Annotated in this window: 28 protein-coding genes; 9 read left to right on the top strand and 19 right to left on the bottom strand. The window is 59.9% G+C overall.

The window, feature by feature from the left end; all coding sequences use genetic code 11:
• Positions 1 to 37: 37 nt before the first annotated feature.
• Positions 38 to 1,852, bottom strand: a complete 1,815-nt coding sequence (locus IVB54_RS09935) for an Ig-like domain-containing protein (RefSeq protein ID WP_247777186.1) — start codon at positions 1,850 to 1,852, stop codon at positions 38 to 40.
• A 1,446-nt stretch (positions 1,853 to 3,298) separates the two neighbouring features.
• Between IVB54_RS09935 and IVB54_RS09930 the strand changes: the two genes are divergently transcribed.
• From IVB54_RS09930 to IVB54_RS41600, 4 genes are all read left to right on the top strand, one after another.
• Positions 3,299 to 4,501, top strand: coding sequence for an ImmA/IrrE family metallo-endopeptidase (locus IVB54_RS09930; protein WP_247563162.1), 1,203 nt, complete (start codon positions 3,299 to 3,301; stop codon positions 4,499 to 4,501).
• A gap of 3 nt (positions 4,502 to 4,504) precedes the next feature.
• The gene (locus IVB54_RS09925) at positions 4,505 to 5,014 is read left to right on the top strand and encodes a DUF4411 family protein (RefSeq protein WP_247563163.1); all 510 of its coding nucleotides are present in this window, start codon (positions 4,505 to 4,507) and stop codon (positions 5,012 to 5,014) included.
• A gap of 152 nt (positions 5,015 to 5,166) precedes the next feature.
• On the top strand, positions 5,167 to 5,376 hold the full coding sequence (locus IVB54_RS41605) for a hypothetical protein (protein ID WP_346658847.1): 210 nt from the start codon (positions 5,167 to 5,169) through the stop codon (positions 5,374 to 5,376).
• Entirely contained in the window at positions 5,363 to 5,746 is a 384-nt protein-coding gene (locus tag IVB54_RS41600) for a hypothetical protein (RefSeq protein ID WP_346658846.1), read from the top strand. The genes IVB54_RS41605 and IVB54_RS41600 overlap by 14 nt, the downstream gene beginning before the upstream one ends.
• 32 nt (positions 5,747 to 5,778) lie before the next feature.
• Here the strand turns inward: IVB54_RS41600 and IVB54_RS09915 are convergent, their stop codons facing one another.
• Positions 5,779 to 6,783: a DUF4268 domain-containing protein gene (locus IVB54_RS09915; protein WP_247563164.1), complete on the bottom strand. Its 1,005-nt coding sequence runs from the start codon at positions 6,781 to 6,783 to the stop codon at positions 5,779 to 5,781.
• A 294-nt stretch (positions 6,784 to 7,077) separates the two neighbouring features.
• On the opposite strand from IVB54_RS09915, the gene IVB54_RS09910 reads away from it, so the two are divergent.
• Genes IVB54_RS09910 through IVB54_RS09900 form a run of 3 tightly spaced genes read left to right on the top strand, consistent with a single transcriptional unit; the run spans position 7,078 to position 8,599 of the window.
• A complete protein-coding gene (locus tag IVB54_RS09910) occupies positions 7,078 to 7,497 on the top strand; it encodes a hypothetical protein (RefSeq protein WP_247563165.1) in 420 nt (139 codons plus the stop codon).
• Positions 7,498 to 7,515: 18 nt separating this feature from the next.
• Positions 7,516 to 7,689, top strand: coding sequence for a hypothetical protein (locus IVB54_RS09905; RefSeq protein WP_247563166.1), 174 nt, complete (start codon positions 7,516 to 7,518; stop codon positions 7,687 to 7,689).
• Positions 7,690 to 7,738: 49 nt separating this feature from the next.
• Positions 7,739 to 8,599: a hypothetical protein gene (locus IVB54_RS09900; protein ID WP_247777185.1), complete on the top strand. Its 861-nt coding sequence runs from the start codon at positions 7,739 to 7,741 to the stop codon at positions 8,597 to 8,599.
• A gap of 233 nt (positions 8,600 to 8,832) precedes the next feature.
• On the opposite strand, the gene IVB54_RS09895 is transcribed toward IVB54_RS09900, so the two are convergent.
• The 3 genes from IVB54_RS09895 to IVB54_RS09885 are packed head-to-tail and all read right to left on the bottom strand — an operon-like array spanning position 8,833 to position 10,428.
• Complete coding sequence (locus tag IVB54_RS09895) at positions 8,833 to 9,690, bottom strand: hypothetical protein (protein ID WP_247563727.1); 858 nt, start codon at positions 9,688 to 9,690, stop codon at positions 8,833 to 8,835.
• Complete coding sequence (locus IVB54_RS09890; protein ID WP_247563728.1) at positions 9,656 to 9,868, bottom strand: hypothetical protein; 213 nt, start codon at positions 9,866 to 9,868, stop codon at positions 9,656 to 9,658. Before IVB54_RS09890 ends, IVB54_RS09895 begins: the two co-directional genes overlap by 35 nt.
• A complete protein-coding gene (locus tag IVB54_RS09885; protein ID WP_247777184.1) occupies positions 9,865 to 10,428 on the bottom strand; it encodes a hypothetical protein in 564 nt (187 codons plus the stop codon). The genes IVB54_RS09890 and IVB54_RS09885 overlap by 4 nt, the downstream gene beginning before the upstream one ends.
• Positions 10,429 to 10,727: 299 nt before the next feature.
• Between IVB54_RS09885 and IVB54_RS09880 the strand changes: the two genes are divergently transcribed.
• Positions 10,728 to 11,282, top strand: coding sequence for a pilus assembly protein N-terminal domain-containing protein (locus IVB54_RS09880; RefSeq protein ID WP_247777183.1), 555 nt, complete (start codon positions 10,728 to 10,730; stop codon positions 11,280 to 11,282).
• 65 nt (positions 11,283 to 11,347) lie between these two features.
• Here IVB54_RS09880 and IVB54_RS09875 read toward each other — a convergent pair whose 3' ends face one another.
• From IVB54_RS09875 to asd, 11 genes are all read right to left on the bottom strand, one after another.
• Complete coding sequence (locus tag IVB54_RS09875) at positions 11,348 to 11,695, bottom strand: hypothetical protein (protein ID WP_247457363.1); 348 nt, start codon at positions 11,693 to 11,695, stop codon at positions 11,348 to 11,350.
• On the bottom strand, positions 11,692 to 11,835 hold the full coding sequence (locus IVB54_RS09870; RefSeq protein ID WP_247777182.1) for a hypothetical protein: 144 nt from the start codon (positions 11,833 to 11,835) through the stop codon (positions 11,692 to 11,694). The genes IVB54_RS09875 and IVB54_RS09870 overlap by 4 nt, the downstream gene beginning before the upstream one ends.
• Before the next feature lie 268 nt (positions 11,836 to 12,103).
• Positions 12,104 to 13,552, bottom strand: a complete 1,449-nt coding sequence (locus tag IVB54_RS09865; protein ID WP_247777181.1) for a phage/plasmid primase, P4 family — start codon at positions 13,550 to 13,552, stop codon at positions 12,104 to 12,106.
• Complete coding sequence (locus IVB54_RS09860; protein ID WP_247777180.1) at positions 13,456 to 14,328, bottom strand: toprim domain-containing protein; 873 nt, start codon at positions 14,326 to 14,328, stop codon at positions 13,456 to 13,458. Before IVB54_RS09860 ends, IVB54_RS09865 begins: the two co-directional genes overlap by 97 nt.
• Before the next feature lie 55 nt (positions 14,329 to 14,383).
• A complete protein-coding gene (locus IVB54_RS09855) occupies positions 14,384 to 14,632 on the bottom strand; it encodes a hypothetical protein (RefSeq protein WP_247563865.1) in 249 nt (82 codons plus the stop codon).
• 147 nt (positions 14,633 to 14,779) lie between these two features.
• A complete protein-coding gene (locus IVB54_RS09850) occupies positions 14,780 to 15,019 on the bottom strand; it encodes a hypothetical protein (protein WP_247563866.1) in 240 nt (79 codons plus the stop codon).
• A 95-nt stretch (positions 15,020 to 15,114) separates the two neighbouring features.
• Positions 15,115 to 15,429 carry a hypothetical protein gene (locus IVB54_RS09845; protein ID WP_247563867.1) on the bottom strand — a complete coding sequence of 105 codons (315 nt, stop codon included), beginning with the start codon at positions 15,427 to 15,429 and terminating at the stop codon, positions 15,115 to 15,117.
• Between the two features lie 182 nt (positions 15,430 to 15,611).
• Positions 15,612 to 15,962 carry a hypothetical protein gene (locus tag IVB54_RS09840; RefSeq protein ID WP_247777179.1) on the bottom strand — a complete coding sequence of 117 codons (351 nt, stop codon included), beginning with the start codon at positions 15,960 to 15,962 and terminating at the stop codon, positions 15,612 to 15,614.
• Positions 15,943 to 16,809, bottom strand: coding sequence for a hypothetical protein (locus IVB54_RS09835; RefSeq protein WP_247777178.1), 867 nt, complete (start codon positions 16,807 to 16,809; stop codon positions 15,943 to 15,945). The genes IVB54_RS09840 and IVB54_RS09835 overlap by 20 nt, the downstream gene beginning before the upstream one ends.
• A 314-nt stretch (positions 16,810 to 17,123) precedes the next feature.
• Positions 17,124 to 17,690 carry an NUDIX hydrolase gene (locus IVB54_RS09830; RefSeq protein WP_247294934.1) on the bottom strand — a complete coding sequence of 189 codons (567 nt, stop codon included), beginning with the start codon at positions 17,688 to 17,690 and terminating at the stop codon, positions 17,124 to 17,126.
• A gap of 67 nt (positions 17,691 to 17,757) precedes the next feature.
• Entirely contained in the window at positions 17,758 to 18,621 is an 864-nt protein-coding gene (gene asd / locus IVB54_RS09825) for an archaetidylserine decarboxylase (RefSeq protein ID WP_247294936.1), read from the bottom strand.
• A 35-nt stretch (positions 18,622 to 18,656) separates the two neighbouring features.
• On the opposite strand from asd, the gene IVB54_RS09820 reads away from it, so the two are divergent.
• Complete coding sequence (locus IVB54_RS09820; protein ID WP_026232679.1) at positions 18,657 to 20,321, top strand: aminotransferase class III-fold pyridoxal phosphate-dependent enzyme; 1,665 nt, start codon at positions 18,657 to 18,659, stop codon at positions 20,319 to 20,321.
• Between the two features lie 221 nt (positions 20,322 to 20,542).
• Here IVB54_RS09820 and IVB54_RS09815 read toward each other — a convergent pair whose 3' ends face one another.
• The 3 genes from IVB54_RS09815 to IVB54_RS09805 all read right to left on the bottom strand — a co-directional run bounded on the left by IVB54_RS09815 (position 20,543) and on the right by IVB54_RS09805 (position 23,099).
• Positions 20,543 to 21,202, bottom strand: coding sequence for a hypothetical protein (locus IVB54_RS09815; protein ID WP_085349114.1), 660 nt, complete (start codon positions 21,200 to 21,202; stop codon positions 20,543 to 20,545).
• A 124-nt stretch (positions 21,203 to 21,326) separates the two neighbouring features.
• Positions 21,327 to 22,016: a methyltransferase domain-containing protein gene (locus tag IVB54_RS09810; RefSeq protein ID WP_085349115.1), complete on the bottom strand. Its 690-nt coding sequence runs from the start codon at positions 22,014 to 22,016 to the stop codon at positions 21,327 to 21,329.
• A 30-nt stretch (positions 22,017 to 22,046) separates the two neighbouring features.
• The gene (locus IVB54_RS09805) at positions 22,047 to 23,099 is read right to left on the bottom strand and encodes a glycosyltransferase family 1 protein (protein WP_247777177.1); all 1,053 of its coding nucleotides are present in this window, start codon (positions 23,097 to 23,099) and stop codon (positions 22,047 to 22,049) included.
• Positions 23,100 to 23,363: the final 264 nt, after the last annotated feature.

Raw genomic sequence — 23,363 nt, 5'->3', positions numbered from 1 at the left:
AGGCGCGGGACCGGTCGCTTTAGCGATGCTAGAATACTCATACCAAATGGAAATTGTTGTGATGTGCCTGCATCTCTGAGAGCGTCACACCAGTGAGCGTGATCGTGTCTCCATGTCCGTCATTTATGATAACGCCGGCGCTGCCAACGGCGGAGTGATTTAGTAAATCGCTGACGCTCGCGAAGATCGATTTCTCGAACTGAAGAGACTCATTGTTGATATTGAAGTCCGTAACAACATTCGTTCCGAAGTTGGGGCGGAAAAGGAACGTATCCGGACCTGGGCCGCCTGTCAGCGTGTCGCCGTTGCCTCCGATCAAGACGTCCGGCGCACTGCCGCCGATCAGCACATCATGCCCGGCTGATCCATCGAGTACGTTTTTACTGTCGGCGGCTCCAATGAGCGTGGTGTTCGTGCCCGACTGATAGATTACGCCTGGGTTAAACACGACGACACTCAGTGTGGAGGTATCGGATTCACCCTGTCCGTCAGAGACCACGAAAGTGAAAGTTTCCTGAGCCACTATATGTGAGGGCAGAGCACCCTTATTGGCGGCGTATATATAGCTTCCGTCGGCATTGAGGGTCAGGGAGCCATAGGCTCCTTTGACTGCATGCCCAACGCCCTCTGCCGATCCATTCACCGCACTGACGACCAAGTAGTCGTGAATATCGGGATCGGTGTCGTTGGCAAGCACGCCAGCCGCGGCCGCGACCGAAAGCGTTGAACCCTTGGCAACGCCGATCTCGTCGGCTACCGCGACGACGGGACTTTGCAAGCTTATAATCTGGTCGCTGAACTGGATGCACTCGACGTCGTGGAGAAGGGAAACTCCGTCCGAACCATCTTTGCTTTGTAACAAAAAGTCGCCTTGGTAACTCACAACATTGAATTGCGTCGATGGTGCCGGCAATACCACCGTATCGGCCCCCGGCCCGCCATCGATAACGTAATTTCCATTCCCTGAGCCAAATGGCAAAATAACAGTGTCATCTCCAGCGCACGCGGCTATCGTGCTGGAAAATTTGGTAGGAAAAATAGTGTCGTTTTCCTTAGTGCCGAGGTGGTTATAGTTATCTAAAGGATCAACAAGCGGTAATGTTTGATAGTGTTGGATTGTCCATCCAAGATCCTGGAGGACCGAAAGATCAAGCTGTCCTATATCAAAACGATTGTTTTGGTAATTTCCCCATTCGTACATTAGATCCGATGTGATGGGCTGATAGGCAATTGACGTGTTTCCAATGTGGTCGCCAGCTTTTCCGGGAATCTCATTGGGATCAAGCGGAAGCTTTCCGCCGAGTATATGGTCTACTGTTGGACTTGAGTAATACCAGACACCGTTCTGCTGAACCGTGTGTTGATTCCAGGGCGCGTTTACCTCAGGCCAAGTTGCAAATCCTAAACAATGAATGATTTCATGTGTCGCGATGGATATAAAGTCATCGCTGCCATTTGGAATATCGGGGACGATTCCGAGCTGCGGGTTTGGGTCGAACCATACGGGGTCGCCATAATTTCTAATTGTTCCATCGTTGCCCAGGTAGATCGTGAAGCCGCCGTCTGGCAACCCCTCATTCGGATCGATGCCGGTTTGCCCCTTCACCATCGCCGCGAGGGTCTCTTGTCCGTTAAACGTCACCCAAGCAGGTATGCTTGGCAACAGGCCATCCGTGTTGAACGGATTTTCGGATGACGGCTTTACGACAATCTGTAAATCAAGGGGCGCTTGAAAGACAATGTACTGGCCCAGGTAAGACATGACATAGTCGATGTCTTTGGCCACTAGTGACGAATTAGCGCCCAATGAGTTGTTGGGATCGGAGATTGTGAGAGTGTAGTTGATTGACATCTTGCCCTCCAAAGACCTCACAGGGAGCACCGAAGCAATGTACCAAGCCCCGCTATCTCTTCGCCGCAGACCCGTAGTCGCTGCCGCTCTCTGGGCCGACGTACCTGCCCGTTTTCATGCACGGCGCCTTAGCTCCTGCGCAGCTTTACGGGTTCTTGGTTGCGGGTGGCTAACGCATTCGCGGCAAACTCTGATCCTTTTTTTGTGCCCAGACTTGGCCATTTTCCAGAAGCACGATTACTGCTGCGAGTGCTACTTCGGCAGTAATTATCCTCACGCTCTTTCGGATCTCCTCCCAGAATGAAATTTTGAGTTTCGTTGCCGAGAAACTTCAGCGAGACTACTGCTTCGTGCTATCGTTGAAGCCGCATCTCTAGGGGGGGGTCCTCGTTCACACCGGCGTTTCTTCCAAGTTTACATAGAAAGTTGCTCGCTCTCATTGAGCCGCACAGGGTCGTTGCCGCTCTGAGGAAAAGCCGCCCTAACGAATACCTAATGTTGATTTAGCCGCAGCGGCGCAAAATCCAGCGCCGACTCTGCGAGCCTGCCGATGGCATCGATGCTGCCAGTTGAGGGAACGGGGAGTTCGGTGCCTCGCCGTTTTGTGGGCAGCTCTCGGGCGCTCATCTCGCGCTTGTCCCATATTGACTCTCTTTCGGCCTGGGGCGCAAGGGAGTAGTCCACTATTGTTTTGGGTGAGAGGAGGTGCGAATGGCCGATAAAGATGCATCGCGCTGTCCAAGGTCTCAGAACCACGAGCAGGGATGTCCTTCGGGCGACAAAGTACAAGGCTGCGACAGCTGACGAAGAAGAGGGAGGAAGCAAATGAGAGTCACCGCTTTTTGCGCATTGGTGATCGTGACAGTCGTGGCTGCTGGCGAAGCTAGTGGTGCTTGCCCTGGTCGTACCAGAACAGCGACCGGAAGAGCACAAGGCCGGCGCTCCTGTTTGTCTTCATGATGTGCATGGAATCTTACCACCAAGAACAGAGATGATGCTCGCGCGCGGCCGGCGCTAGAACTTCCCGTACCAGTCCGGCGTTCCCTCAGCTGAAAAACGTTCATTCGACGCAGGCAGCACCAACCTTGGCAAATGCACGGATTCAAATTGCTCCCACACAAATATGCCGTTCAATGGATAGCGACTCTCGCAGGACCAGCTAGAGCCTTGGCTTCCTTCGCCGTGAAAATCCCATCGCCCTTACGCTTCCAGAATCTGACGAGTGAGCGCTTATACCCGCTGATGACTGCAGGTTCAGGCTGGGGCGCAGCTTGAACGGCCGCTCCTTGTCCTTGAACGACCAGCAGGCGACGCGAATGCTTGATGGCTGGCCTCTATAGGGCTGGCTCGGCGGGGTCGTCCCCTCCTGGGACCGGGGCGCAGCTTTCGTTGCCGATGCTTGGATTTTGATCCCAAAGCGACCGGAAATCTGTCATTGTCGAGACCATGCCGAGCGTGAACCCAGAAATCCTCAAATGGGCGCGAGAGACCGCCGGTCTCTCGACGGAAGAGGCGGCTGCAAAGCTCGCCCTCGCCGACGCGCGTGGTTTGACGGGGGCAGATCGTCTGGCTGAGTACGAGGCCGGTGAACGCGAGCCGACCCGGCCCCTTCTTGTCCGCATGGCCAAGCAATATCGCCGACCCTTGCTTTCGTTCTACATGGCCGAGCCGCCGAGGCGGGCTGAGCGGGGCGAAGACTTTCGAACGCTCCCTCCCGAGCACTCGATCGCTCAAGACGCCTTGGTCGACGCCCTCATCCGGGACGTCCGTGCTCGGCAGCAGATAGTCCGCGAGGCTTTGGTAGACGAAGAGGAAGCCGTCCCCCTGCCCTTCGTCGGTTCGATGACGATGCGCCAAGGTGCCGAAGCCGTTCTGCGCTCGATTGTCGAAACGCTCCACCTCGATCTGGATCGCTATCGACGCGGCACCAACCGGCAGCCGGGCGGCTTCACCTATCTGCGCGACCAAGCCGAGCAGGCAGGCATCTACGTCTTATTGATCGGCAATCTCGGCAGCCACCACACGAGCCTCGACGTCGAGACCTTCCGTGGCTTTGCCCTGGCCGACGACATCGCGCCCTTTGTCGTGATCAACGATCAAGATGCGACAACGGCGTGGGCGTTCACCCTCCTTCACGAACTCTGCCACATCTGGCTGGGAGCGACCGGCGTGAGCGGCGCCTTCGCAGAAAGCGCCGTCGAGCAGTTTTGCAACGACGTTGCAGGCCGCTTCCTGCTTCCTTCCGGCGAACTCGAGGCGTTGAACCTGCGAGGCGAACGTTTCGAGACGGTCGTGGCAAGAATAGGCGACTTCGCAGAACTGCGAAATATCAGCCGGTCCATGGTATCCTACAAGCTTCTGCGAGAAGGCATCATCGACCGCGAACTGTGGAGCCGCCTGACCGCGTTCTTTCGAAGTCAATGGAAGGCCGCTCGTGCGAACGAACGCGAGCGCAATCGCGAGCGCGAAGGCGGTCCGAATTATTATGTGGTGCGACGACATAGACTTGGCGAAGCTCTCGTAAACTTCACGGGCCGCATGCTTGCCGAACGGGTCCTATCTCCCACAAAGGCGGGGAAGGTTCTCGGCGTCAAAGCATCCAACGTCTATGGAGTGGTCGGGGCAGGTATCAACGCGGCGCAGGGGTGACGATTGTTACACCTGCTCGACGCCAACACCCTCATCACAGCCAATCGCGATTACTACCCGCTAGATCGCGTCCCCGAGTTTTGGGATTGGCTGCTGCACCAAGCCGCGCAAGGTAACTTGAAGATACCAATCGAAGTGGTCGAAGAGATCAGAGAGGGCACCGACCACGTTTCTGAGTGGATCTCACAGAGGGACCATCTGGATGCGCTCACGTTGGATGAAGACGTCGATGTGGATTTGCTGCGTCGCGTGATCGAGGAAGGCTATGCGCCCGATCTGTCCGATCAGGAAATCGAGATAATCGGCAGAGACCCTTTCCTCATCGCTCACGCGCTACGAGCGCCCGACCAACGATGCGTGGTGACAGGCGAAGTCTCCAAAGCTAGCAAACAGCGCGCCAACCGGAAGGTGCCGGACGTTTGCAATCAATTGGGCGTTCGCCCGATGGACAGCTTCGGGTTGATCAGAGCGCTGGATTTCTCAACGTCTTGGCGTGTCGCGTTAGGGGTCTGACGTCCTCGTCCGATACGGAACAATCGACGGGGAGAAACGCATAACGGCGCCTCCGCGAAGAGCTGGGAGATCCAAGCCGCCGCGCGGAGCTGGCCGTCAAGGACTCGTAGTTTTTCCGACCCCGACATAGATGGGCGGGCATGTTTTCAGAATTGGCCCTGCCGACCAAGGCCAAGCTGGTTCCCGCCGGGCATGATTGGATCCACGAGATCAAGTATGACGGCTACCGCTTGCAAATCATCCGGGACGGCGATCGCGTGCGCCTGCTCACCAAAAATGGCCAGGACTGGACGAAGCGCTTCCCCTGGATCGGCGGAAACGGCGCGCCAGATCCGGCAACGCCACTTTGTGATCGATGGTGAGGCGGTGGTGCTCGGCGTCGATGGCGTGTCCGACTTCAACGCGTTGCACTCACGCAAGCACGATCACGAAGTGCAGTTCTGCGCCTTCGATACTCTCGCCGAAGGCGGTGACGATCTCCGCATGCTCCCCTTGTCCATGCGGAAGGCGAACTTGGAGCGCCTGTTGGCACGCCGTCCCGAAGGTGTGTTCGTCAATCCCTTCGAACGCGGTGAGCTTGGGCCTGATCTTTTTCGAGCGGCCTGCAATCTTGGACTTGAGGGATTGGTGTCAAAGCGTCGCGATCGGCCTTATCAGGCCGGCCGGAGCAAGTACTGGGTCAAAGTGAAGAACCGTAGTCACCCGGCGATGGATCGGTGCGACCTATTTTGAGTCGACAGCCCGCACCACGGTCGGCGGCTCGACTACTCGTCTCTTGCCGATTTAGCACGGAGCCGCGCTTGAACTCGCGCGAGCGGCTGTCCGAGAGCATTCTCCAAGCGGCCCATCGCATCGATCATCAAAGACATGAGTGCAGGACGTTGCGCCGCATCGAACGGATCGCCTGGGGTTTCCCACTTGATCCTCGATGCGCGCTTTTTATCTAGTCTTTCCCATACGAGGGTCCCGCCGAAAGCACTGTCGATCGCGGCTTTTTGCGCGTGCAGCTCGTCAAATATCGCCTTGTTCTGCTCTCTTTCACCGTGATCAATATAAAGCTCTACCCGCCCAAACGACCTAGCGATCACGAAGTTGTACGGCACCCCACCCAATCCGGAGCCGGCGGATACGTAGTGGGCATCATTAGGCGAGATGTTCACAAAACGCGGTATCGTTAATCCGGCAGCCCTAAGCAATTCTGTCCAAAATTGCCGCCTAGCTTTGTTGCGCTCTTTGACACCGACAGTAGCCTCGACCTCATCCAGTGACTTACCGGCAAGGCCGATCATGTACTCTTCGGCATCCTTGGTCGGAATGATCTGATCGACGTCCAAGAATATGTCTTCACCTGATTGCCATGGTGTAACTCGGAAACACTGGAGGCGCATCTTGAAGTTCAGCAGCCACAGAATTGTCGATGTGACCTCCTTGCGGAAATTTGCTGCTATGAGAATGATGCGCTGGGTAGATCCTTTGTTGACCGTAATCTCATCGTATTCATCAGCATCAAGAAACTCGGTCAGGACCTCTTTCGCATCCTCTCCAGGACTGCTCCGGTCGAGATACGCTTGGAAGACTGATCTAATATTCTCTTTAGAGAGGCTTGAGCAGTAGGAGGCATATTTAAGCGCTTGCCACGTTACATCGCGGCCCGTGTCGTCCAACTTGTTCTCGATCAGAACGAGCGAGCCCTGCTTATCAATGGCGAGAAGGTCCAGACGCTCGTTAGTATCGGTAAACCCGCCGAACTCTTTCTGAATGATCAGCAACTCTTCGCCTAGGCACGAAGGCTCCTTTGCGATCCATTCTTGTAAGTGTTGCCTTTCTCGAAACCCCAACTCGGCGAATGTCTCGGACCTAAGAGGCTCGATAGAATTCTTGCTCTTATTAACTTTAAACATTGCGCGCCGCCTGCTGGAATTCAACACCGGCAGCTTATACAAAAAGACGCGAAAGTGAGAAAGGTGGTAAAACGTATTGTGTGCAGCCGCAGGCATCGGCCTACGGCGCCAGCATCATGCGCTTTGCTCTAGCTAAGCGCCGTCAGCGTCTCAGACATTGGTGTGATCACATTCAGCCCGAAAGCGGCTGGCAGCCACCTCGGCCTTGCGCCGCTCAGCACGCCGCCGATGCTCGGCTGCCACCGCCTTGCGGTTCTCAAGGTCCCAGAGGACTTGTCGATCTCAGCGCCGTCCAGCGTGCGCTTGATCCGCAGCACGATCGACAGCACCATCACAAACGTCACCATAGGGCATCAACAGGTCGCGTGCGGCGACACGTGCGATGAAGGTTTCTGGCTTCCCTGTTGCGGCAGACAGCAGCGCCAGCTCACGCCACTGGCGCGGCGAAAAAGCGCGCCCACGACACATTATCCGTTTGTGCAGCGCGAAAGGATTTGCCGTCTCGCGTTGCCGTACTCTTACGGACATTGCGCGTCCGCTACCTTTAGCATCTACTCCGGATTGAATTTGATGACGATCTGATTTTCGGTCGAGGTCCCCATGAGCGTTAAAGCCATGATGGCGACGATCCTCCAAGACCAACTGACGCGGCGCGGCGTGCTTTCACTGACGCAATCTGACTGCCATGAGATTGTAGAACTGCTGATCGAGCAGCTAAGAGAGCTGGAACTTTGCTTAGCCGCGCGGGAATTCGCCGACAAACGGGAGCCATAGCCCCGGCCATGCGCGCACGTCCTTGGAGGCTCGCTTAAAGGGAACGGACATGACCGAGAGAAAGCGCAACCAACCCGAGGCGCGACGAATTGCAAAACTTGCGTGCCCGGTCCGGGCGGCCGCTCTGGCGGGCACCATCACGCTTACAATTTCAACCATGGCGCAATCGTCGGAGGTTTCACTAGTAATTCAAAACGCGTGTAGAGCGGCCGTCGCACAACAGACCGGCTCAATGGCACAAACCGACACCGATAATATTTGCAAGTGCGTATCCGATACCGTTCTTGGTGAAATTTCGGCTGCGGACATTCAAAGCACGAAACCTGAGGTGATAACCCGTCCAACCCGCGACGCCTATATATCTTGTCGCGTCAAAATGAGCGTCGTGCCTCAAGAACCATCCAGAAAAACCGACATCCAAGGCATTAGACTAGGAATGACTGAGAGAGAGGCGAATGTCGTAATCACACCGGGCAAACGGCCATCGCTAGTATTTACTAAAGCCTTGGAGCCTCCGCTCATTTGCGAGATCGAGCATAAATTTCAAAGCGGTACTCCCCCGCGCGAAATGATCTCGATCGTGTCCGAGCAATTCAAGATGACACCAATCAAGGCGGACTGGTCCGCGGAAATAGCTCATGCATCAACTTCACGGCTCGAACCATTCACCACGATGTGGGGCACCACAAAAATGGTTGTGGCCGTTGGCGGTTTAATAGCGCAATGGCGTAGCGATGGGCTCGCGCTCGAACTTACACTGAATTATCCGACTATACCGAATGCTCCAAACGAATACATCTTGAAACTCGTGGATGAGGAATTAAAGAAGAGAGATACCGTCGTAGCAAACGCTAAACGCGACGCCGGGCTCGATGCTCAGCGCGCGATCAACCCGCAACCCAAATTCTAATAAACGCCGCCTCCGGCGCCGGGCTTGCAATTGTCGGCGTGGATCAAGAGCAACATCCCCCTGCCTGACGGCGCCAGCGCACTGCCAGATGCGATCCGGCTCTATCCGCATCGATCGCCCCCGCAATCAGCACAACAACAAAGGCCCCGACGATGTTGCGCGTCGGGGCCTTCAAGATCGTCAGGCCGGTTACATCCGCCGTGCCATCTGATCGTTGGTGTCACTGACTACCGCTACTGATCCGGTGCAGAAAGTGGCGCGGCCGCGGCAGCGATCGGAACACATTGCGCCCGAAACCGCTCGGCCTCCACCTCGGCCTTGCGCCACTCGGCACGCCGCCGATGCTCAATCGCCAATGCCTTGCGCGTCTCCACATCCCAAATGATCTTGTCGATCTCGGCGCCATCGAGTGTGCGTTTGATCCGCAACACGAGGGAGAGCGCGATCACGACATCGCCATAGGGCATCAGCAAGTCGCGCGCGGCGACGTCGCAATGCGCGATGAATGTCTCGATGGCCTCCTCGCTCTTGCAGAACAGCAGGGCCAGCTCACGCGCCTGCCGGAGGTCATCGAGAGCAGACCGGCTCTCGTTATCACCCAGCAACATACGCTCAGCAGCCCGGCCGGCTGTCAGCTCGATACAATGGCCGTACACGCTCGCAAAGACATCCGAAACCGAACTGATATTCTCGCCCGGCTTGGGCATCGCAGGAGCGATGGCCTCCCGAACATCGAAGGCATCGTAGGGATCTTCCGCAAATGCTTCCATGTGATGCTCGCCCCAGACGCGACCTTCATAGTCCGAACCCGGGTCCACCGTCGCACCACCCAACGGATGCCCGAGCAAGCGCGCAGCGACGATGTGGCCGCTCTCGTGAATGGCAATCCGGCAGTCCTGGTCGTAAGTGCGGCCGAGCACGACGAGGAGCCTGTCATACTCGTCGCCTTCCGCATCGGGCTCGCCGCCATTGTCGCCGACCTCGACGTTAGCAGCGACGCCCGTGCCGCCGGGGGAGGTCGCAGGTTGCGCGTTGCCTCCCAGGGCCGGATTTCCTTTAGACATAGCCGAGAACCTTCTTATGACGCGCAAGCATACGCGCTCGGCTGGCGGCGACAACGCCGTCACCACGCTGCGGCATCGCGCGGGCGATCATCTCGGCGACGGCGGCCAGGATGCGATCCTTATTTTGTGGATCGATGACCCAGCCATCAATTCGATGGGTGATCTGGTGAGGCTCCCAGCCGGGAGGTGCGGCTTTCACGGTCACAGGCGCGGCACCTCAGGCTTGGCCGCCGGGATAGGCGCAACGCCGTCGCGGATCGCGTCCACCATGCCGCGCAGCTCAACGAGCGCGAAACCAGCCGCGACTTCGACCTGCGTCGCTGTGTTGCCGATAAACAGCGCCATTGCGCCGCTCTCGTAGTGAAAGTGAACTCTCTCCAAGGCGTCAGTAAAGCGCTTGCCAGCCGCCAGATAATCCGGCAGAGCCCGCTCAACCGCATCGAGATCACGCATCAAGTTTTCGCTCGCGGCCTTGCGTTCGACGATAGCGCGCTCCCTCGCGAGCTTCTGCTCGGCGGCAGCGATCATCGTCTGCACCTCCGCGAGTGCATCGGAGTAGCCGTCACACGTCAAAACGCAGGCGGCGATGGCGGTCTCCAGCTTCGCGCGAGCCTTCTCGTCGGCGTCGAGATGGGCGTCGAGATGGTGACGCTGGAGCGTTGCTTTGGCGCCACTGAGTGCCGTTTCGGCAGCAGCATGGCGATTGGTCAAGCTATCCTCGCGTGCGCGCAGCGCCGCCAGTTCGGCTTCGAGTTGTTCGATCATTGTCTTTCGCTTGAAGAATGTCATGGTGAGATACTAAGTGATTTGGGGTCACTCAGGTGCGGCGCGCGCCACATTCGGTGCGGCGTGCTCCACGTCTCGGGGCTGTACTTGGCGCGGTTCGGCAACTGTTGCAGAGCGGTGTCGCCGAGATACGGACAGCGCTGAGCGAAATCGGCGAGAGCGATTAACCCTTTGACTTCGGAAATCGGGTTGGCGCGAATTAATGAATTGACTTCTGACAAATTAAATAGATATTCTAATTTTATAGTTTAACTTTGGTTATATATTTTAGGTGTGCAATGATCCGCTTGCCCGCATTCTCTGCGCTTGCCATCGCATCAGTTCTCTTCAGCTCGACAAGTCAGGCACAAGAACTTGCAAAGCCGAACCTGTCGGAGACAAATATCAGAGAGGCGCCTAAGTCGCCGACCCCCCACGCTGGAAGTCCGGCAGACTATGCGCTCCTCCCCGCCGGGCAGGATAGTTACCTCCGGTTTGATATACGGGTAGCGGAAATCAAGGTTGATGATCCGAATGTACTTGATGCGATGCCTAACCGGGATGATCCCACGACCGTTATTCTGCGGCCGAAGCAAGCGGGCATAACGCGGGTGATCGTTTATGGGGTCTTGGAAGGTCTAGCGGCGGCGGATTTGCAAGCTGTTCGGTCGGACGGCGAGTTGGCCTCTAAGAAAAGGCTGCTATACGACGCTAACGTCGCTATCGGTAACCAGGTGGTTATATTACGTGCTAAGGGTGTTCGCGAAGTTATGGACTGCGCACCCGGTTGTTATCCTTCACTGATAAACAGGCAAAGAGAGCCGGATCAGATCATCGAACAGCGAAACCGTTGATCTGAACGCGTCGCCCTAACCCAGACAGCTCAAAGGGCGCTACGTGCCCTGATCGCCGTAATCGCTCACCCCAGCAATTTGGTGGTCTGCTCTTCCCTATACTTCTCTAAGCGAGCCTCGGCGGCCTCGCGCGCACGCTTGCCACGGCGGGTCTCAAGCTGGCGCATCAGCTCTGGCATGTCCACCAGCCACATCCCGCCGACCAAGTAGCCGAGGGGGTGGTCGGTGTACTCTGTCGCGATACACCAGCGGCGGATGGTCTCGGGGTCGGCGCCTGCCATGTCAGCAGCTCTCGACAGCGGCAGCGCGTCGCAATCGCGGAATTGAGCAATCCAGTTGCGTTGATGGGGGCGCTCGCGCAGCTCAGCAGCAATCTGTTCAAGCAAGGCGGCGTGTTCGATGTCGGCGATCATTGGTCGTATCCGGGACGAAGCAACGGGGTGCCGTCGATCACGCGACCCCCAATCGCGGCCAGAAGGTCCCGGAGGGCGCGGACGGGCGTTGTCCGGTCGAATTCCAGCAGATCAGCCGCCCCGATGAACGGGAGTTCCATGCATTTGCATCCTTTGTTGTTGTAACCCCCTTGAAAATTGCTGGCCCTAGCTACCCCCCGAGCGCGGGCGCCACCCGCATGGTGCGCGGGCGGCAGAAGGACCCGGCGCTCGGCGGCATTCATTGCTTCTCCATGAAGTAAGCGAGCCCTCCTGACGGCTCTGACGGGGCTGACGCATTTTTCGGATTAGCCCTCCACACGCGCGCGCGCGTAAGCGTTGAACCGAAAAATGCGTCAGCGCCGTCAGCCGCGTCAGCCGCCCATTTCCTCATGCGTAGTCCCCACCGAACGCCGGCTTCGGGCGCAAGCTGATCCCGAAGAATTCTCGCGCTTTCTCGCCGCGGTAGAACTTGAACCCAGCGGCCGTCAGGTTGTCCTTGAAGGTCGAGCTGGTGCCGGGCTTGTGACCCGCCGCCTTGGCGTAGTCGGACCACGACTTGAAGAGAATGCTGCTGGCCACGGACCTGTCCATGTTACCCGGCTCGCAGATGCATTCCTCCTGCCTCCAATGATCGAACAGGTCCTGATCACTGAAATATTCCGCGGTGGCGTCGATCACGCACTTCGGGCGGATCAGCCCGTTCTGCTGCCAGTCCAGGCAGCCCTCGATCATCCACTGGAGGATGCCAGGGGCCTCCTGCATGAGCTTCTGCTCAAGCTCACGATCCGGCTTGGCGGGCTTCAAGGTGAACGGCACGATGTTGAAGCGGCGCTTGGCCGCCTCATCAACATTGTGCAGGACGGGCTTGTGATTTCCGATCACGATCAGTTTGAACGTCGGCACGTAGGTGAAGAAGTCGCGCCGCATGAACCGTGCGGTGATCGGATCACCGCCGGTCAGTGCCTTGATACGCGCCTCAGCCCATGCGCGGCCCTCCTCGGTCTCGCTCGCGGTGACAAGTCGTGATCCGGCCAGCATGGCGAGGTCGGTCGGGTGCTTGTCGCTGGTCGAGGCGGTGAACGTCTCCATAGCGGACGTGGCCGAGTAGTCCTTCAAGATCGTGGTGATGGTGTTGAGATAGACAGACTTACCGTTGCCGCCGGGGCCGTACACGAAGACCAGCGCGTGCTCGCGCGTGATGCCAGTCAGACAATAGCCGCACCACTGCTGGAGAAAGCGGATCAGCTCGCCGTCGTCTCCGGTCGTCTCGACGAGAAAGCGGAGCCAACGCGGACAGCCGCTGGAGTGCGGCGTCACCGCCGTGACCTTGGTGATGCCGTTATCGGGCGCGGCCGGGCGCAACACCCCGGTGCGCAGATCAACCGTGCCGCCCGGTGTGCCGAGAAGCCACGGGTCGCGATCCCAAAAATCCTGGGTGACCGCGATGTTGGGATCGCACCTTGCAAACCGTTCGACGCCACCGGTGAAGCCGGTCGCGCTGAGCTTGTAGCGCTTGCGCGCATCCTGGTCCTCGGCAAGCTGCCGTGCCAGTTCACGCGCCCAGTGGAAGGCAAGGCTAGTGTTGTTGATTTCCCAATAAGAGCCATTCCAGCGGAGCCACTTGCCGTGAGAATGGCAGTAGCGCAGCTTGTCGCCATGCAGTGCAACGAACTGCTGGGCAGCGCTATCTTCGGTGACGGTGTCGTTGGGTGTCAGGTGACGCACGACGTAGGGGGAATTCATGCGCGCGCTTTCCAGCAATCGTTGAAGTCGTTGCCGACCGTGGGCTCGACGAGGTTGACTGCGCGGCCACGCTGGAGATAGGAGCGAGCGCAACTTTTCACGTCACGACGGCTGGTCGCATCGTTCTCCTGCAAAATGGTCAACTCGCGCAGATGCGGCAGCACCGGGAAGTGCCGCACGGCGCCGCTCGATCCCAATGCCCATGCGGGCGCGAAGCCGGCGTCACGCGCGGCCAGCGCGGTTTCGACGCCTTCGCCGATGGTCAACGTTGTTGAAGCCTCTGCATCGAGCTTGATGGCTGCACCCTTGGCGATACCGAGCATCTTGCGGTCGATCTTTTCGCCAGTCTGTTGGTTCAAGAAGGTGCGATGGATCCCGCAGGGTTCATTGCTCAGGATGTCGCGGAGCAGACAGACCATGCCGCAATGGCGTGTGTCGGCATCGAAATAGAGCCCAGCGTGGTACCGGATGGCTGAACCAGCGACACCGTCGGGCAGGATAAGCCCGCGGTGTTCGCGCAGATAGCGCTCAACGATGGTCCCACGCGGATCGCGCGCCTCCGACCAGATTTTCAGAGCCAGCTTCTTCTTGCGCTCGTGATCGTCGGACGTGACGGAAGCGCGCGAGCGCGAGTGGTCGTGGCGCCAGTCATCAGCGAGGCCGAGCATGCTGCCCACGTAGTCCCGGCATTCCTTCCAGCCATCACCGGCGTGGCTGAACACCACGAAGCCGCCGGGCGCGCTCGACTTGAGCGCGATCGACAGCGAGCGGTCCTGCTTGCTGTGACCGGGGCCAGGCACATTGCATTTGTTGCGCCCGGTGACGTCGCCACCCAAGACGTGCGCGATATAACGGATGTCAGGTTTCACGCCTGTTGCCTTCGCGAAAAGCGCCGCCCTCAGTGGGCGGCGGATGCGTTGTGTGCTAGTTCGGTCCGTTCATGCTGTTGGCCGCCTCGGCAGCGCGGAGCTGCCGCTTCAGAACAGCCATAGTGTTACGACCGGCACGCCAATCGCTCGGTGTCACGGCCAACGTCGTGCGGATGGGCGAACCGCGATAGTTCGCGGTGAGCTTGATGTGCTTGCCGCCCAGGCGATGCGAGATGTTGGTCGCGCCCTCAGCCTTCAGGAGCGCGACGGCGCCGCGAAGAATTTCGTTCCCATGCGACCTCATACGGCGCTACCGATGCAGGCTGCGATTGACTTTGAAGGGGGTGGTCGGCATAGATGTGGCTTCCTTTCCGAGGATTTACCTTGGCTGGTTGATTGCTTGGTTGGAGATGAGAGCGGCCCGCGGCAACGGGCCGTTTTTCAATTCTGGCTAGGCGATTGCGGTCACTTCTGACGCCTGCTCGCGCGCACGACGCCACGCCGCAGCCGCTTCGCGCGAAACCAACACGCGCGTGCCGACGTTGAACGTGACGGGCATAAGACCCAAAGGCTTCAACTTGTAGAACAGCTGGGAGCTGATGCGATGACGCGCGCAGAATTCACGCACGCTGTAAGCGTCCGGGTGCGGCGTGGGATCGGCCTTGCGGCCAATAACTTCAGGGCGAGCCATCCTTGTCCTCCATGATCGAGAAGCGATATGGAGGACAATGAGCGGGCGTGGGCTTCCAAGCGAGCACGCAAACACGCATGCGTGTTTGCGTATTGTCAGTCGCGGCGGTTTCGGCGGCCGAGCGCGCGTGCGATGCTGTCAGTTGAGGGCACGTTTGAGCCTTTTTTCACCAAAGGTCGCAAACGGTTTTGAATTGCTTGGAGCGTCGTTTTGTCTGGCGGATAGCCATCGGGCGGAAATGCTTTCGGTAGCAATTCTTTGACGACCTTGACTTGCCTGCCGTCCTTGCTGCGCTGTTGGGGTTTCGTTGTGATGTCGTCGTCAGCGCGCAACCACGCCTCTGCGGTACTAGTCAGGTCTCTGTGCGGCGCCAAACGCGCAGCATCTATCGTTACAACCTTCTTCGACATAAGGCCGATCCACCAAATTCGAGGGCCGCATGTACAGGGCCTCCGGCAATGGTAAATTCATTAGCAGAGCGAAGTCCAGACACACCAAAGCTAGAGCGGAACCGTTCCTACCTATGGCAGTTGTATTTCGCCCGTGTAGGTGGTTTGAAAACACTTCGTGAGTTGGTCAGCAGCGCGCGTTATTACGCCAATCGGATAGTCGGATCGACCACTACCGAGCCAGACCACGCCCCAAAATCGATCAGCGTTGCTCGCGTAAGCGCCTCGCTCGGATCGCCGATAATGTAGCGGCTGTAGTTCTTCTCGACCATCTGGACGCTCGTGTCATGGTGCGCGGCGACCACGCGGGTCGGCACGCCTTTCAGCAGCTGCCGGACGATCGATGAATGCCTCAAGGCATACGGCGTCGTCTCCGGACCAAGTCCGAGACGTTCGACAATCGGACGGAACGTCGTCGCCAAGTTCCATATCTTATCGAACAGCGGCCCATTCGCCGGGCGACCGGTCGCCTGCTTACGCAGCACCTCCGCCAAGCGAAGCGAGATCGCCAAAGGGCCGGTGCTCGATCTTGCGGCTCTTACCCTTGCGGCTGGTTGGCATCATCAGCCGCGGCGCCGTCAGATGATCCTGCAAATCGGCCGGCGTTAGCTTGAACACCTGACTTTCGCGAGCGCCGGTCTCGGCCAAAACGTCAATCAGGAGGCCGTAGTCGGCGTCCTCATCATAGGACGCGCGAACCAATGCCGCGACTGTGTGATCCGGCAGAATGACATTGCGCGCGACCTCGCTGTCGGGCAGCTTCTTCAATCCGTTCTGCCACGGGGTCGTGTTACTGATGCGCTTGTCGTTGCGCGCGGCAAGCGCGAGCGCGGCCTTCAGCGAACGCCCGATGCGATCGGCTGACGACGGCTTCATTCCCATCTTCACCAGACCGGCACGCCAGTCGCGCAACTCGCGCTCCGCCAGCAATGCAACGGTCTTGCTCTTGAAGGCATCGGTCAGGTGCAAGCGGAGTTGGGTCGCATTGTATTTGCGTCCACCACGCATTTCGAGGTCGGCCTCATAGGCGTCAATAGCCGCGGCAACACTGATCGGCTGTTCGCTGTTGCCTTCGCCTGCGCGCGCCAACCTCTTGGCTCGCTCCAGCGCCTGCCAATAGGTCATGACGCTTTCGCCGTTGGCATCCTCGTGGTCGTCGGCGAGCGCGAAGCGCTTCAGCCAGCGGCTGCACTTCACTGACCATGTGCCGGGGCCTGCGTTACGGCGATAGGCGAGAAAGATGCCAGGCGCTATCTGCGCCGTATACGGCTTCTTACGTGTCGCGAGCTTCAGGCGTGCAGTACGGTTTTCCAGAAATGCAGAACGTGTCCGGCGGGCCATGGTGTCCCTCAAAATGTCCCCACGGTGGGGGTGGAGGAGTATGGCGCCCACTGTAGCTCAGTAGGTATAAAATCAGCAATAACAATCACTTAGTGGAGTTGCGTGGAGCTGTATAGAGCTGTATGGAGTGCATTTTCTCCCCTTGTGGGAGAAGGTGGCGCGAAGCGCCGGATGAGGGGTTCTATCGGCGAAAACTCATCGACAGCTTCACGCGTGGAGAGAGACCCCTCACCCGCCTCGCCGCTTCGCGGCGAGCCACCCTCTCCCACAAGGGGCGAGGGTGCACCGTCAACGCGGGGCGAGGTGAAGAAAACTCACGCCTCTCCGCGTAGCCAGGCTTTCATCTTCTGCAACAGGCCGTGCCGCAACTCGCCCACCGAGGCTGCTTCAGCCGGTGTCAGTGTCTGCAAAGCCGCATCGACATCGTCGGTCGCCAGCGGTGGCGGCTCGGGCGCAGGCGAAGATGCAAGCCCCGCCGCCGCGAGCGCGATCGGGCCAACCTGGGTCAGGAACACGCGCTCATACTCGCGCGACAGGCGCGCGAGCGCGTCTTCCAGGGGCAGCCAGTCGACCGCCTTGATGTCGTTCATCAGCTTGCGGACGGGACCGCCCCCGGCCTCCATGCGCCAGAAATGCACGACCTTGGAGCGGCCACCTGACTGATAGACGAGCGTACCCAAAAATTCGTGGATGGCGACGTCGTGGCCGGTCTCTTCCCGCACTTCGCGATGCGCAGCTTGCTTCGGCGTCTCGCCGTCGTCGAGCTTGCCCTTGGGCAAAACCCATTCGTTGCGCTTGCGCTGGCGCACGACGGCAATCAGCGGCGACGCACCTCGCTGCAGCACAATACCACCCGCCGCCATGACCGGCGCCCGTGCCATCACCCAATCCGTCGTCGTAGAAACGTCCCCACCGACGATATAAGCGGCCGCCGCGGCGGATTGAAGGCTAGTTTTTTCTCAGCAACGCTTGACCTGCGCGAATGCGCGTGCCTTCGGCGATGCCGTCGCAGAAGGTGAAATCGCCGGGCGCGAGAATGATGATGGTCGAGCCGTGCTCGAACCAGCCGAGCTCCTCGCCCTTGCTCACGTTGACGTCGCAGGGAAAATTGACCGGCCCCCTGGCCTGCGCATTCAGCACCATGTCGAGGAAGTGCAGGCGGATGCTTGCCACCAGGATCGCGGCGACCGGCACCAGCGTCACGGCCTCGCCAGTTGATAGATGCGTGCGGATCACCGCGCGCTCGTTCTTGCAGAACAGGCGCTCGACGCGCTTCAGCGCGATCGGGTTGACGTTCCAGACATCGCCATGGATCAGCGTGACGCGCTCGATATGTGCGTCATAAGGCGCGTGGAAGCGGTGATACATGCTTGAGGTCAGCCGCAGCGTGACGAAGGACCCGTTGCGGTGCTGGTCGACCAGCACGGAATCGCCGAGCAAATCGAGCAGCGAGTACGGCGCGCCCTTGACCTGGAACAGCTCGGTATCGGCGATCCGGCCATGGGCGCCGACGATGCCGTCGGACGGACTCGCGACAATGGACGGGTCCGGATCAAAGGGCCGCAGGCCCGGCTTGAGCTCCCGGGTGAAGCAGTCGTGCAGGCTCCGGAAATGGGTTTTGCGTGCCTCCGACAGATCGAGGTCGGAGAACAGCTTCCACAGCGCGATGGAGCCGTCCCGCACCAGCGGGTTCTCGATCTTGGAGAACCAGCCCATGAACCGGGTCAACGCGGCGCGCGGGATGCGGTTGGTCAACAGGAAGTTGAGGTCTTCCTGCTGGGTGAAAGAGGCGATGAGGGCTTTGACTGTCATGAATCTGTCAGCTCGCAGTATTAGCGCTTGTTGTCATGGAAACGACACTCCCGATTCTTTCTTTGTCCGTGGCCGCCGCAGCGTCTGCTGCCGCCGCCTTCCCGAAGATCAAGGCGCGGATCGAATTGTCCCGCGCCAAGCACCGCTCGCTCGCCGGACACTCCAAGATGTCGCGCCGGGTGGCAAAGCTGCTTCCGTTCTACGAATTCGAAGGCGATGCCTACTTTGCCTGCGACGGCGCGCCGGCGAACATCGCAGGCCTGCGCAGGGACGGCTTCTTCCGCCTCGCAAGCCTTTACGCCGAGCGCTACCCCAAGGGCCGCGCGATGACGAAGGAAGCGGCGGAAAAGATCTCCGACCTGCACTTCACCGAGACCTACCGCGTGCCTTTCCAGTTCTCGCGTCTCGTTCGCGAGCATTTGGGCACCTCGACCTTCGTGGAGTCCTCGCGCGGCGTCACCGTCACGGATGTCGACGGCAACACCTCCTACGACCTCACGGGGTCCTACGGTGTCAACATCTTCGGCAACGACTTCTACAAGGAGTGCATCGAAGGCTCCGAGAAGCGGGCGCACGCGCTCGGACCGGTACTCGGACCCTACCATCCCGTCATCCTCGAGAACGTGGCGCGGCTGTGCCAGATCTCGGGCCTCGACGAAGTGTCCTTCCATATGTCCGGCACCGAGGCCGTGATGCAGGCAGTGCGGCTCGCGCGCTACCACACCAGGCGCACGCATCTGGTCCGTTTCGCCGGCGCCTATCACGGCTGGTGGGGCGACGTGCAGCCCGGCGTCGGCAATCCGATTCCCGCGCACGAGACCTACACCCTCGCCGAGATGTCGGAGAAGACGCTGCACGTGCTGCGCACGCGCAAGGACATCGCCTGCGTGCTGGTCAATCCACTGCAGGGCCTGCATCCGAACGGCAACGCGCCCGGCGATTCCTCGCTGGTCGATTCCTCCCGGGGCGGTAATTTCGACCGCGCGGCCTACACCGAATGGCTCAAGCAGCTGCGCGAGGTCTGCACTGAGCGCGACATCGTGCTGATCTTCGACGAGGTCTTCGTCGGCTTCCGTCTCGCTGCCGGCGGCGCCCAGGAATACTTTGGCGTCAAGGCCGACATGGTGACCTACGGCAAGAGCCTCGCCGGCGGCCTGCCGGTCGGCGTGGTCTGCGGCAAACGCGAGCTGATGCGCCGCTTCCGCGACGACCGCCCCGCCGACGTCTGCTTCGCCCGCGGCACCTTCAACTCGCACCCCTACGTCATGACGGCGATGGACGAGTTTCTGAGCCGGCTCGCCAGCCCGAATTTCCGCGCCGTCTATGACGGACTGGACGAGACCTGGAACGGCCGCGCGCAAAAGCTCAACCAAATGATGAGCGATGCCGACCTGCCGGTGCGGTTCGCAAACTTCTCGTCGATCTGGACGGTGAAATACACCACGCCGTCCCGCTACAACTGGATGCTGCAATATTACCTGCGCGCTGAAGGCCTGTCCTTGAGCTGGGTCGGCACCGGCAGGCTGATCTTCAGCCTGAACTACACCGACGCCGATTTCACCGAGGTCGCCGAGCGTTTCGTCCGCGCGGCCGAGAAGATGAAGGCCGACGGCTTCTGGTGGCACGATGGCGTCCTCACCAACAAGACCATCAAGCGGCAGATCCTGAAAGAGATGCTGGCCAAGCGCTTCGGGCGCTGAGGCTGGTTCCTCCAACGGCGTCATGGCCGGGCACAGCCGTCCGAAGGACGGCGTCGCTTCCGCTCGCCTATGCCCGGCCAGCCACGCGTCTCCGCGCGAGACCTCCAAGACGTGGATGCCCGGGCCTTCGCCTCGCCGAAGCGGCTTCGGCCGCGCAGGCGGGACGAGCCCGGGCATGACGCAACCATCAGACATCGGAGGCCTTGGTGAGAACGGCGCGCTCAGGCGTGCTGCTCTTCGAGCGTGGGCTCACCGATGAGGCCCAGCGTGTGCTCGGGCTTGAGATGCAGGCCGGGATCCATCAGCTCGCCACGCATCAGCGCCAGCGGCGCGTTGCGGTAGAGCATCAAATCGTGGAAGGGGTCGGTCAGGATCTTCGTCATCCAGACGAGACCGGTCTCGACGTCGCGGATGAAGAACAGGTGCACCGTGCGGAACATGAGACCGCCGCCGCCGACGACGAGCCAGATCTTGGCCACTTGCCGCATGAAGTCGGTCGCGCCCGCCCAAGGCGTGAACAGTCCGAACAGAGTCGGATCGACCAACAGCACCACCGGCGACAGCGCCCAGATCGACATCAGCACCACCTTGCGCCGAAGGTTGTAGCCGACCTTGATCTCTTCCTTGTGCTCGTGCGTCGCCTGGTTGATCTGGTCGTAGCCATGCGGCTCGAAGAAGAAGTGGCCGGCCTGGCGCGAGGTCATCGAGACCAGCCAGCCCACCAGCGCGGAGACCATGGGGTCGACGAACAGCCAGACATAGGCGAACAGGAAGCTCAGCGCGCTGACAAAGTGCAGGCTCTGATTGATGCGGCTGTGGTGATAGTAGCGATGGTCGTCCCAGCGCTGGATCCGCAGCTGCTCGAGATAGTTCTTGATCATGCTCTCCCCCAAATGCTTTCGGGTTCAGGATTTACAGGGATTCGATGTAGGCCGTGTGACATCATCATTTTGTCATGTGACGATGCGCAGCGGCGCGATGACGCACGGGTTACGTGAGCTTGGATCAAGCCGCCTTGGCGACGTCGATCTTGCGGAATCGCACCAGCGAGAAATGACCGAGCGGCGGGATCAGGCGGCGCTCGGCGAGCTCGATGCCGTCGGCACCGGCCAGCCATTTGGCATAACGCGACCAGGCGAACTCGGCGGTGCGGAAACCGAGCGGACGTACCACCGGCTGCAGCTTCTGCTCGATGAAGCGGCGCATGCCGGTATCGGCGCTGACGCGGGTGAGGATGATCAGCTCCCCGCCCGGGCGCAGCACGCGGGCGAATTCGTCAAGCGCAACTTCCGGATTCGGCACGGCGGTGACGACGTATTGCGCCATCACGACGTCGAAGGAGTTGTCGGGGAATTCGAGCTTCTCGGCATCCATCACCGCGAGGCCTTCGACGTTCTCTAGGCCGCCCTCGACGACGCGCTGGCGCGCCTTGTCGAGCATCGCCTCCGAGATGTCGGTGCCGAAGATGCGCAGATGCGGCGCGTAGAGCGGCAGCGAGATGCCGGTGCCGACGCCGACCTCGAGCACCCGGCCGCCGATCTTGTTGGTGGCCGCGATCGCGGCCTGCCGGCCTTTTGCGAACACGCCTCCGAACACGAGGTCGTAGACCGGTGCCCAACGATCATAGGCCTGCTCGACCGTGCCACGGGTGAGGTCGAGCTGCTGGGTGCCGTCAAGGTTCATGATCTTAGCCATCGATGAGGTTCTCGCTGTGGTCGAACGGGATCAGCCGCGCACCGGCCGCCGCGCCATGCGAGGCGAGGCGCGCAAGACGCGGCTGGGCTGAAGTGAAGTGAGGTTGCCGACGAATTGGCGCGCGCTGTTTTCCCAGGAGCGCTCCAGCGCGAAGTTGCGGCAGGTCTCGCGCGACATGGTCAGTGCGCGCAGGCACGCTTCGCGCAAATCGTGGTCGATCGCGCCGATCGGATGATCTGCGATGACGTCCTTCGGTCCCGTCACCGGAAACGCCGCAACCGGCGTGCCGCAGGCGAGCGCTTTGAGCTGCACCACGCCGAACGTGTCGGTCAGGCTCGGAAACACGAACACGTCAGCGGCGGCGAGGTGCGCGGTGAGGTCAGCGCCCTTCTTCTCGCCGAGGAAGACCACGTCGGGAAATTTCTTTTCAAGGCCGGCCTTCTGCGGACCGTCGCCGATGACGACCTTGGTGCCGGGCAGGTCGAGCGAGAGGAAAGCCTCGAGGTTCTTCTCCACCGCCACGCGGCCCATCGTCATGAAGATCGGCCCGGGCAGATCGAGCTTGGCTGGAGAGTCCGGATGAAACAGCTCGGTGTTCACGCCGCGGGTCCAGAAGCCGAGCCGCTTGAAACCGCGCTCGGACAGCTCCTGCCGCAGCGAGGGCGTCGCGACCATCGTCATGGCGGCGGCATCGTGGAAGTGGCGCAGCACGGCGTAGCCGACGCTCGCGGGGATGCCGGTTCGCACCGAGACGTATTCGGGAAAGCGCGTGGTGTAGGAGGTGGTGAAGGCGAGCCGGTTGCGACGGCAATAAGCCCGCGCCGCCCAGCCGATCGGCCCTTCGGTCGCGATGTGCAGCGCCTCCGGCGCCGCCCTCTCGATCCGCCGCCCAATCTCCCTGCCGCTCGGCAGCGCAATGCGCAGCCCCGGATAGGTCGGCAACGGCCATGACCGAAAGCCGTCCGGCGTCAGGAAGTCGATCTCGACATCCAATGCCTTGGCCGCGCCAGCCAGCGAGGTCAGCGTCCGCACCACACCGTTGACCTGCGGATGCCAGGCGTCAGTCGCGATTAATACCCGCATGGGGAAATCCCGAGATTTTTATGATTCTCGGCTTAGGACCATCAACCACGGATATTTCAGGCGTGTGACGTCATGGAAGTGTCGGCCCGCTGTTTTGTTCGTTAACGGGTCCGCGCAGCCACGAAACCGTCATGAAACAATCCTTTCCGCCATGAAACCGTTTTCGGTTTTCCGCGCAAACGTCCCGAAACTTCTTGCCGTTAGTGATCTAGGCAACAGAGCACCGCAACGGTGCCGGGTGACCAAGAAACACCGCGCAAACAG

Source organism: Bradyrhizobium sp. CW1, assembly GCF_023100665.1.
GTDB classification, from domain to species: domain Bacteria; phylum Pseudomonadota; class Alphaproteobacteria; order Rhizobiales; family Xanthobacteraceae; genus Bradyrhizobium; species Bradyrhizobium canariense_D.
Note: the sequence above shows the minus strand (reverse complement) of the source record. Positions and strands in the feature narration are given on the sequence as shown.

Coding starts and splice junctions, on each gene's coding strand:
- IVB54_RS09875 (WP_247457363.1), bottom strand. CDS start 11,695: ATGATCGCCGACATCGAACACGCCGCCTTGCTTGAACAGATTGCTGCT.
- IVB54_RS09855 (WP_247563865.1), bottom strand. CDS start 14,632: ATGAGGTCGCATGGGAACGAAATTCTTCGCGGCGCCGTCGCGCTCCTG.
- IVB54_RS09885 (WP_247777184.1), bottom strand. CDS start 10,428: ATGATCGAACAACTCGAAGCCGAACTGGCGGCGCTGCGCGCACGCGAG.
- IVB54_RS09850 (WP_247563866.1), bottom strand. CDS start 15,019: ATGGCTCGCCCTGAAGTTATTGGCCGCAAGGCCGATCCCACGCCGCAC.
- IVB54_RS09810 (WP_085349115.1), bottom strand. CDS start 22,016: ATGGCTAAGATCATGAACCTTGACGGCACCCAGCAGCTCGACCTCACC.
- IVB54_RS09830 (WP_247294934.1), bottom strand. CDS start 17,690: ATGGCACGGGCGCCGGTCATGGCGGCGGGTGGTATTGTGCTGCAGCGA.
- IVB54_RS09805 (WP_247777177.1), bottom strand. CDS start 23,099: ATGCGGGTATTAATCGCGACTGACGCCTGGCATCCGCAGGTCAACGGT.
- asd (WP_247294936.1), bottom strand. CDS start 18,621: ATGACAGTCAAAGCCCTCATCGCCTCTTTCACCCAGCAGGAAGACCTC.
- IVB54_RS09880 (WP_247777183.1), top strand. CDS start 10,728: ATGATCCGCTTGCCCGCATTCTCTGCGCTTGCCATCGCATCAGTTCTC.
- IVB54_RS09835 (WP_247777178.1), bottom strand. CDS start 16,809: ATGGCCCGCCGGACACGTTCTGCATTTCTGGAAAACCGTACTGCACGC.
- IVB54_RS09935 (WP_247777186.1), bottom strand. CDS start 1,852: ATGTCAATCAACTACACTCTCACAATCTCCGATCCCAACAACTCATTG.
- IVB54_RS09900 (WP_247777185.1), top strand. CDS start 7,739: ATGACCGAGAGAAAGCGCAACCAACCCGAGGCGCGACGAATTGCAAAA.
- IVB54_RS09815 (WP_085349114.1), bottom strand. CDS start 21,202: ATGATCAAGAACTATCTCGAGCAGCTGCGGATCCAGCGCTGGGACGAC.
- IVB54_RS09905 (WP_247563166.1), top strand. CDS start 7,516: ATGAGCGTTAAAGCCATGATGGCGACGATCCTCCAAGACCAACTGACG.
- IVB54_RS09930 (WP_247563162.1), top strand. CDS start 3,299: ATGCCGAGCGTGAACCCAGAAATCCTCAAATGGGCGCGAGAGACCGCC.
- IVB54_RS09870 (WP_247777182.1), bottom strand. CDS start 11,835: ATGGAACTCCCGTTCATCGGGGCGGCTGATCTGCTGGAATTCGACCGG.
- IVB54_RS09820 (WP_026232679.1), top strand. CDS start 18,657: ATGGAAACGACACTCCCGATTCTTTCTTTGTCCGTGGCCGCCGCAGCG.
- IVB54_RS09845 (WP_247563867.1), bottom strand. CDS start 15,429: ATGTCGAAGAAGGTTGTAACGATAGATGCTGCGCGTTTGGCGCCGCAC.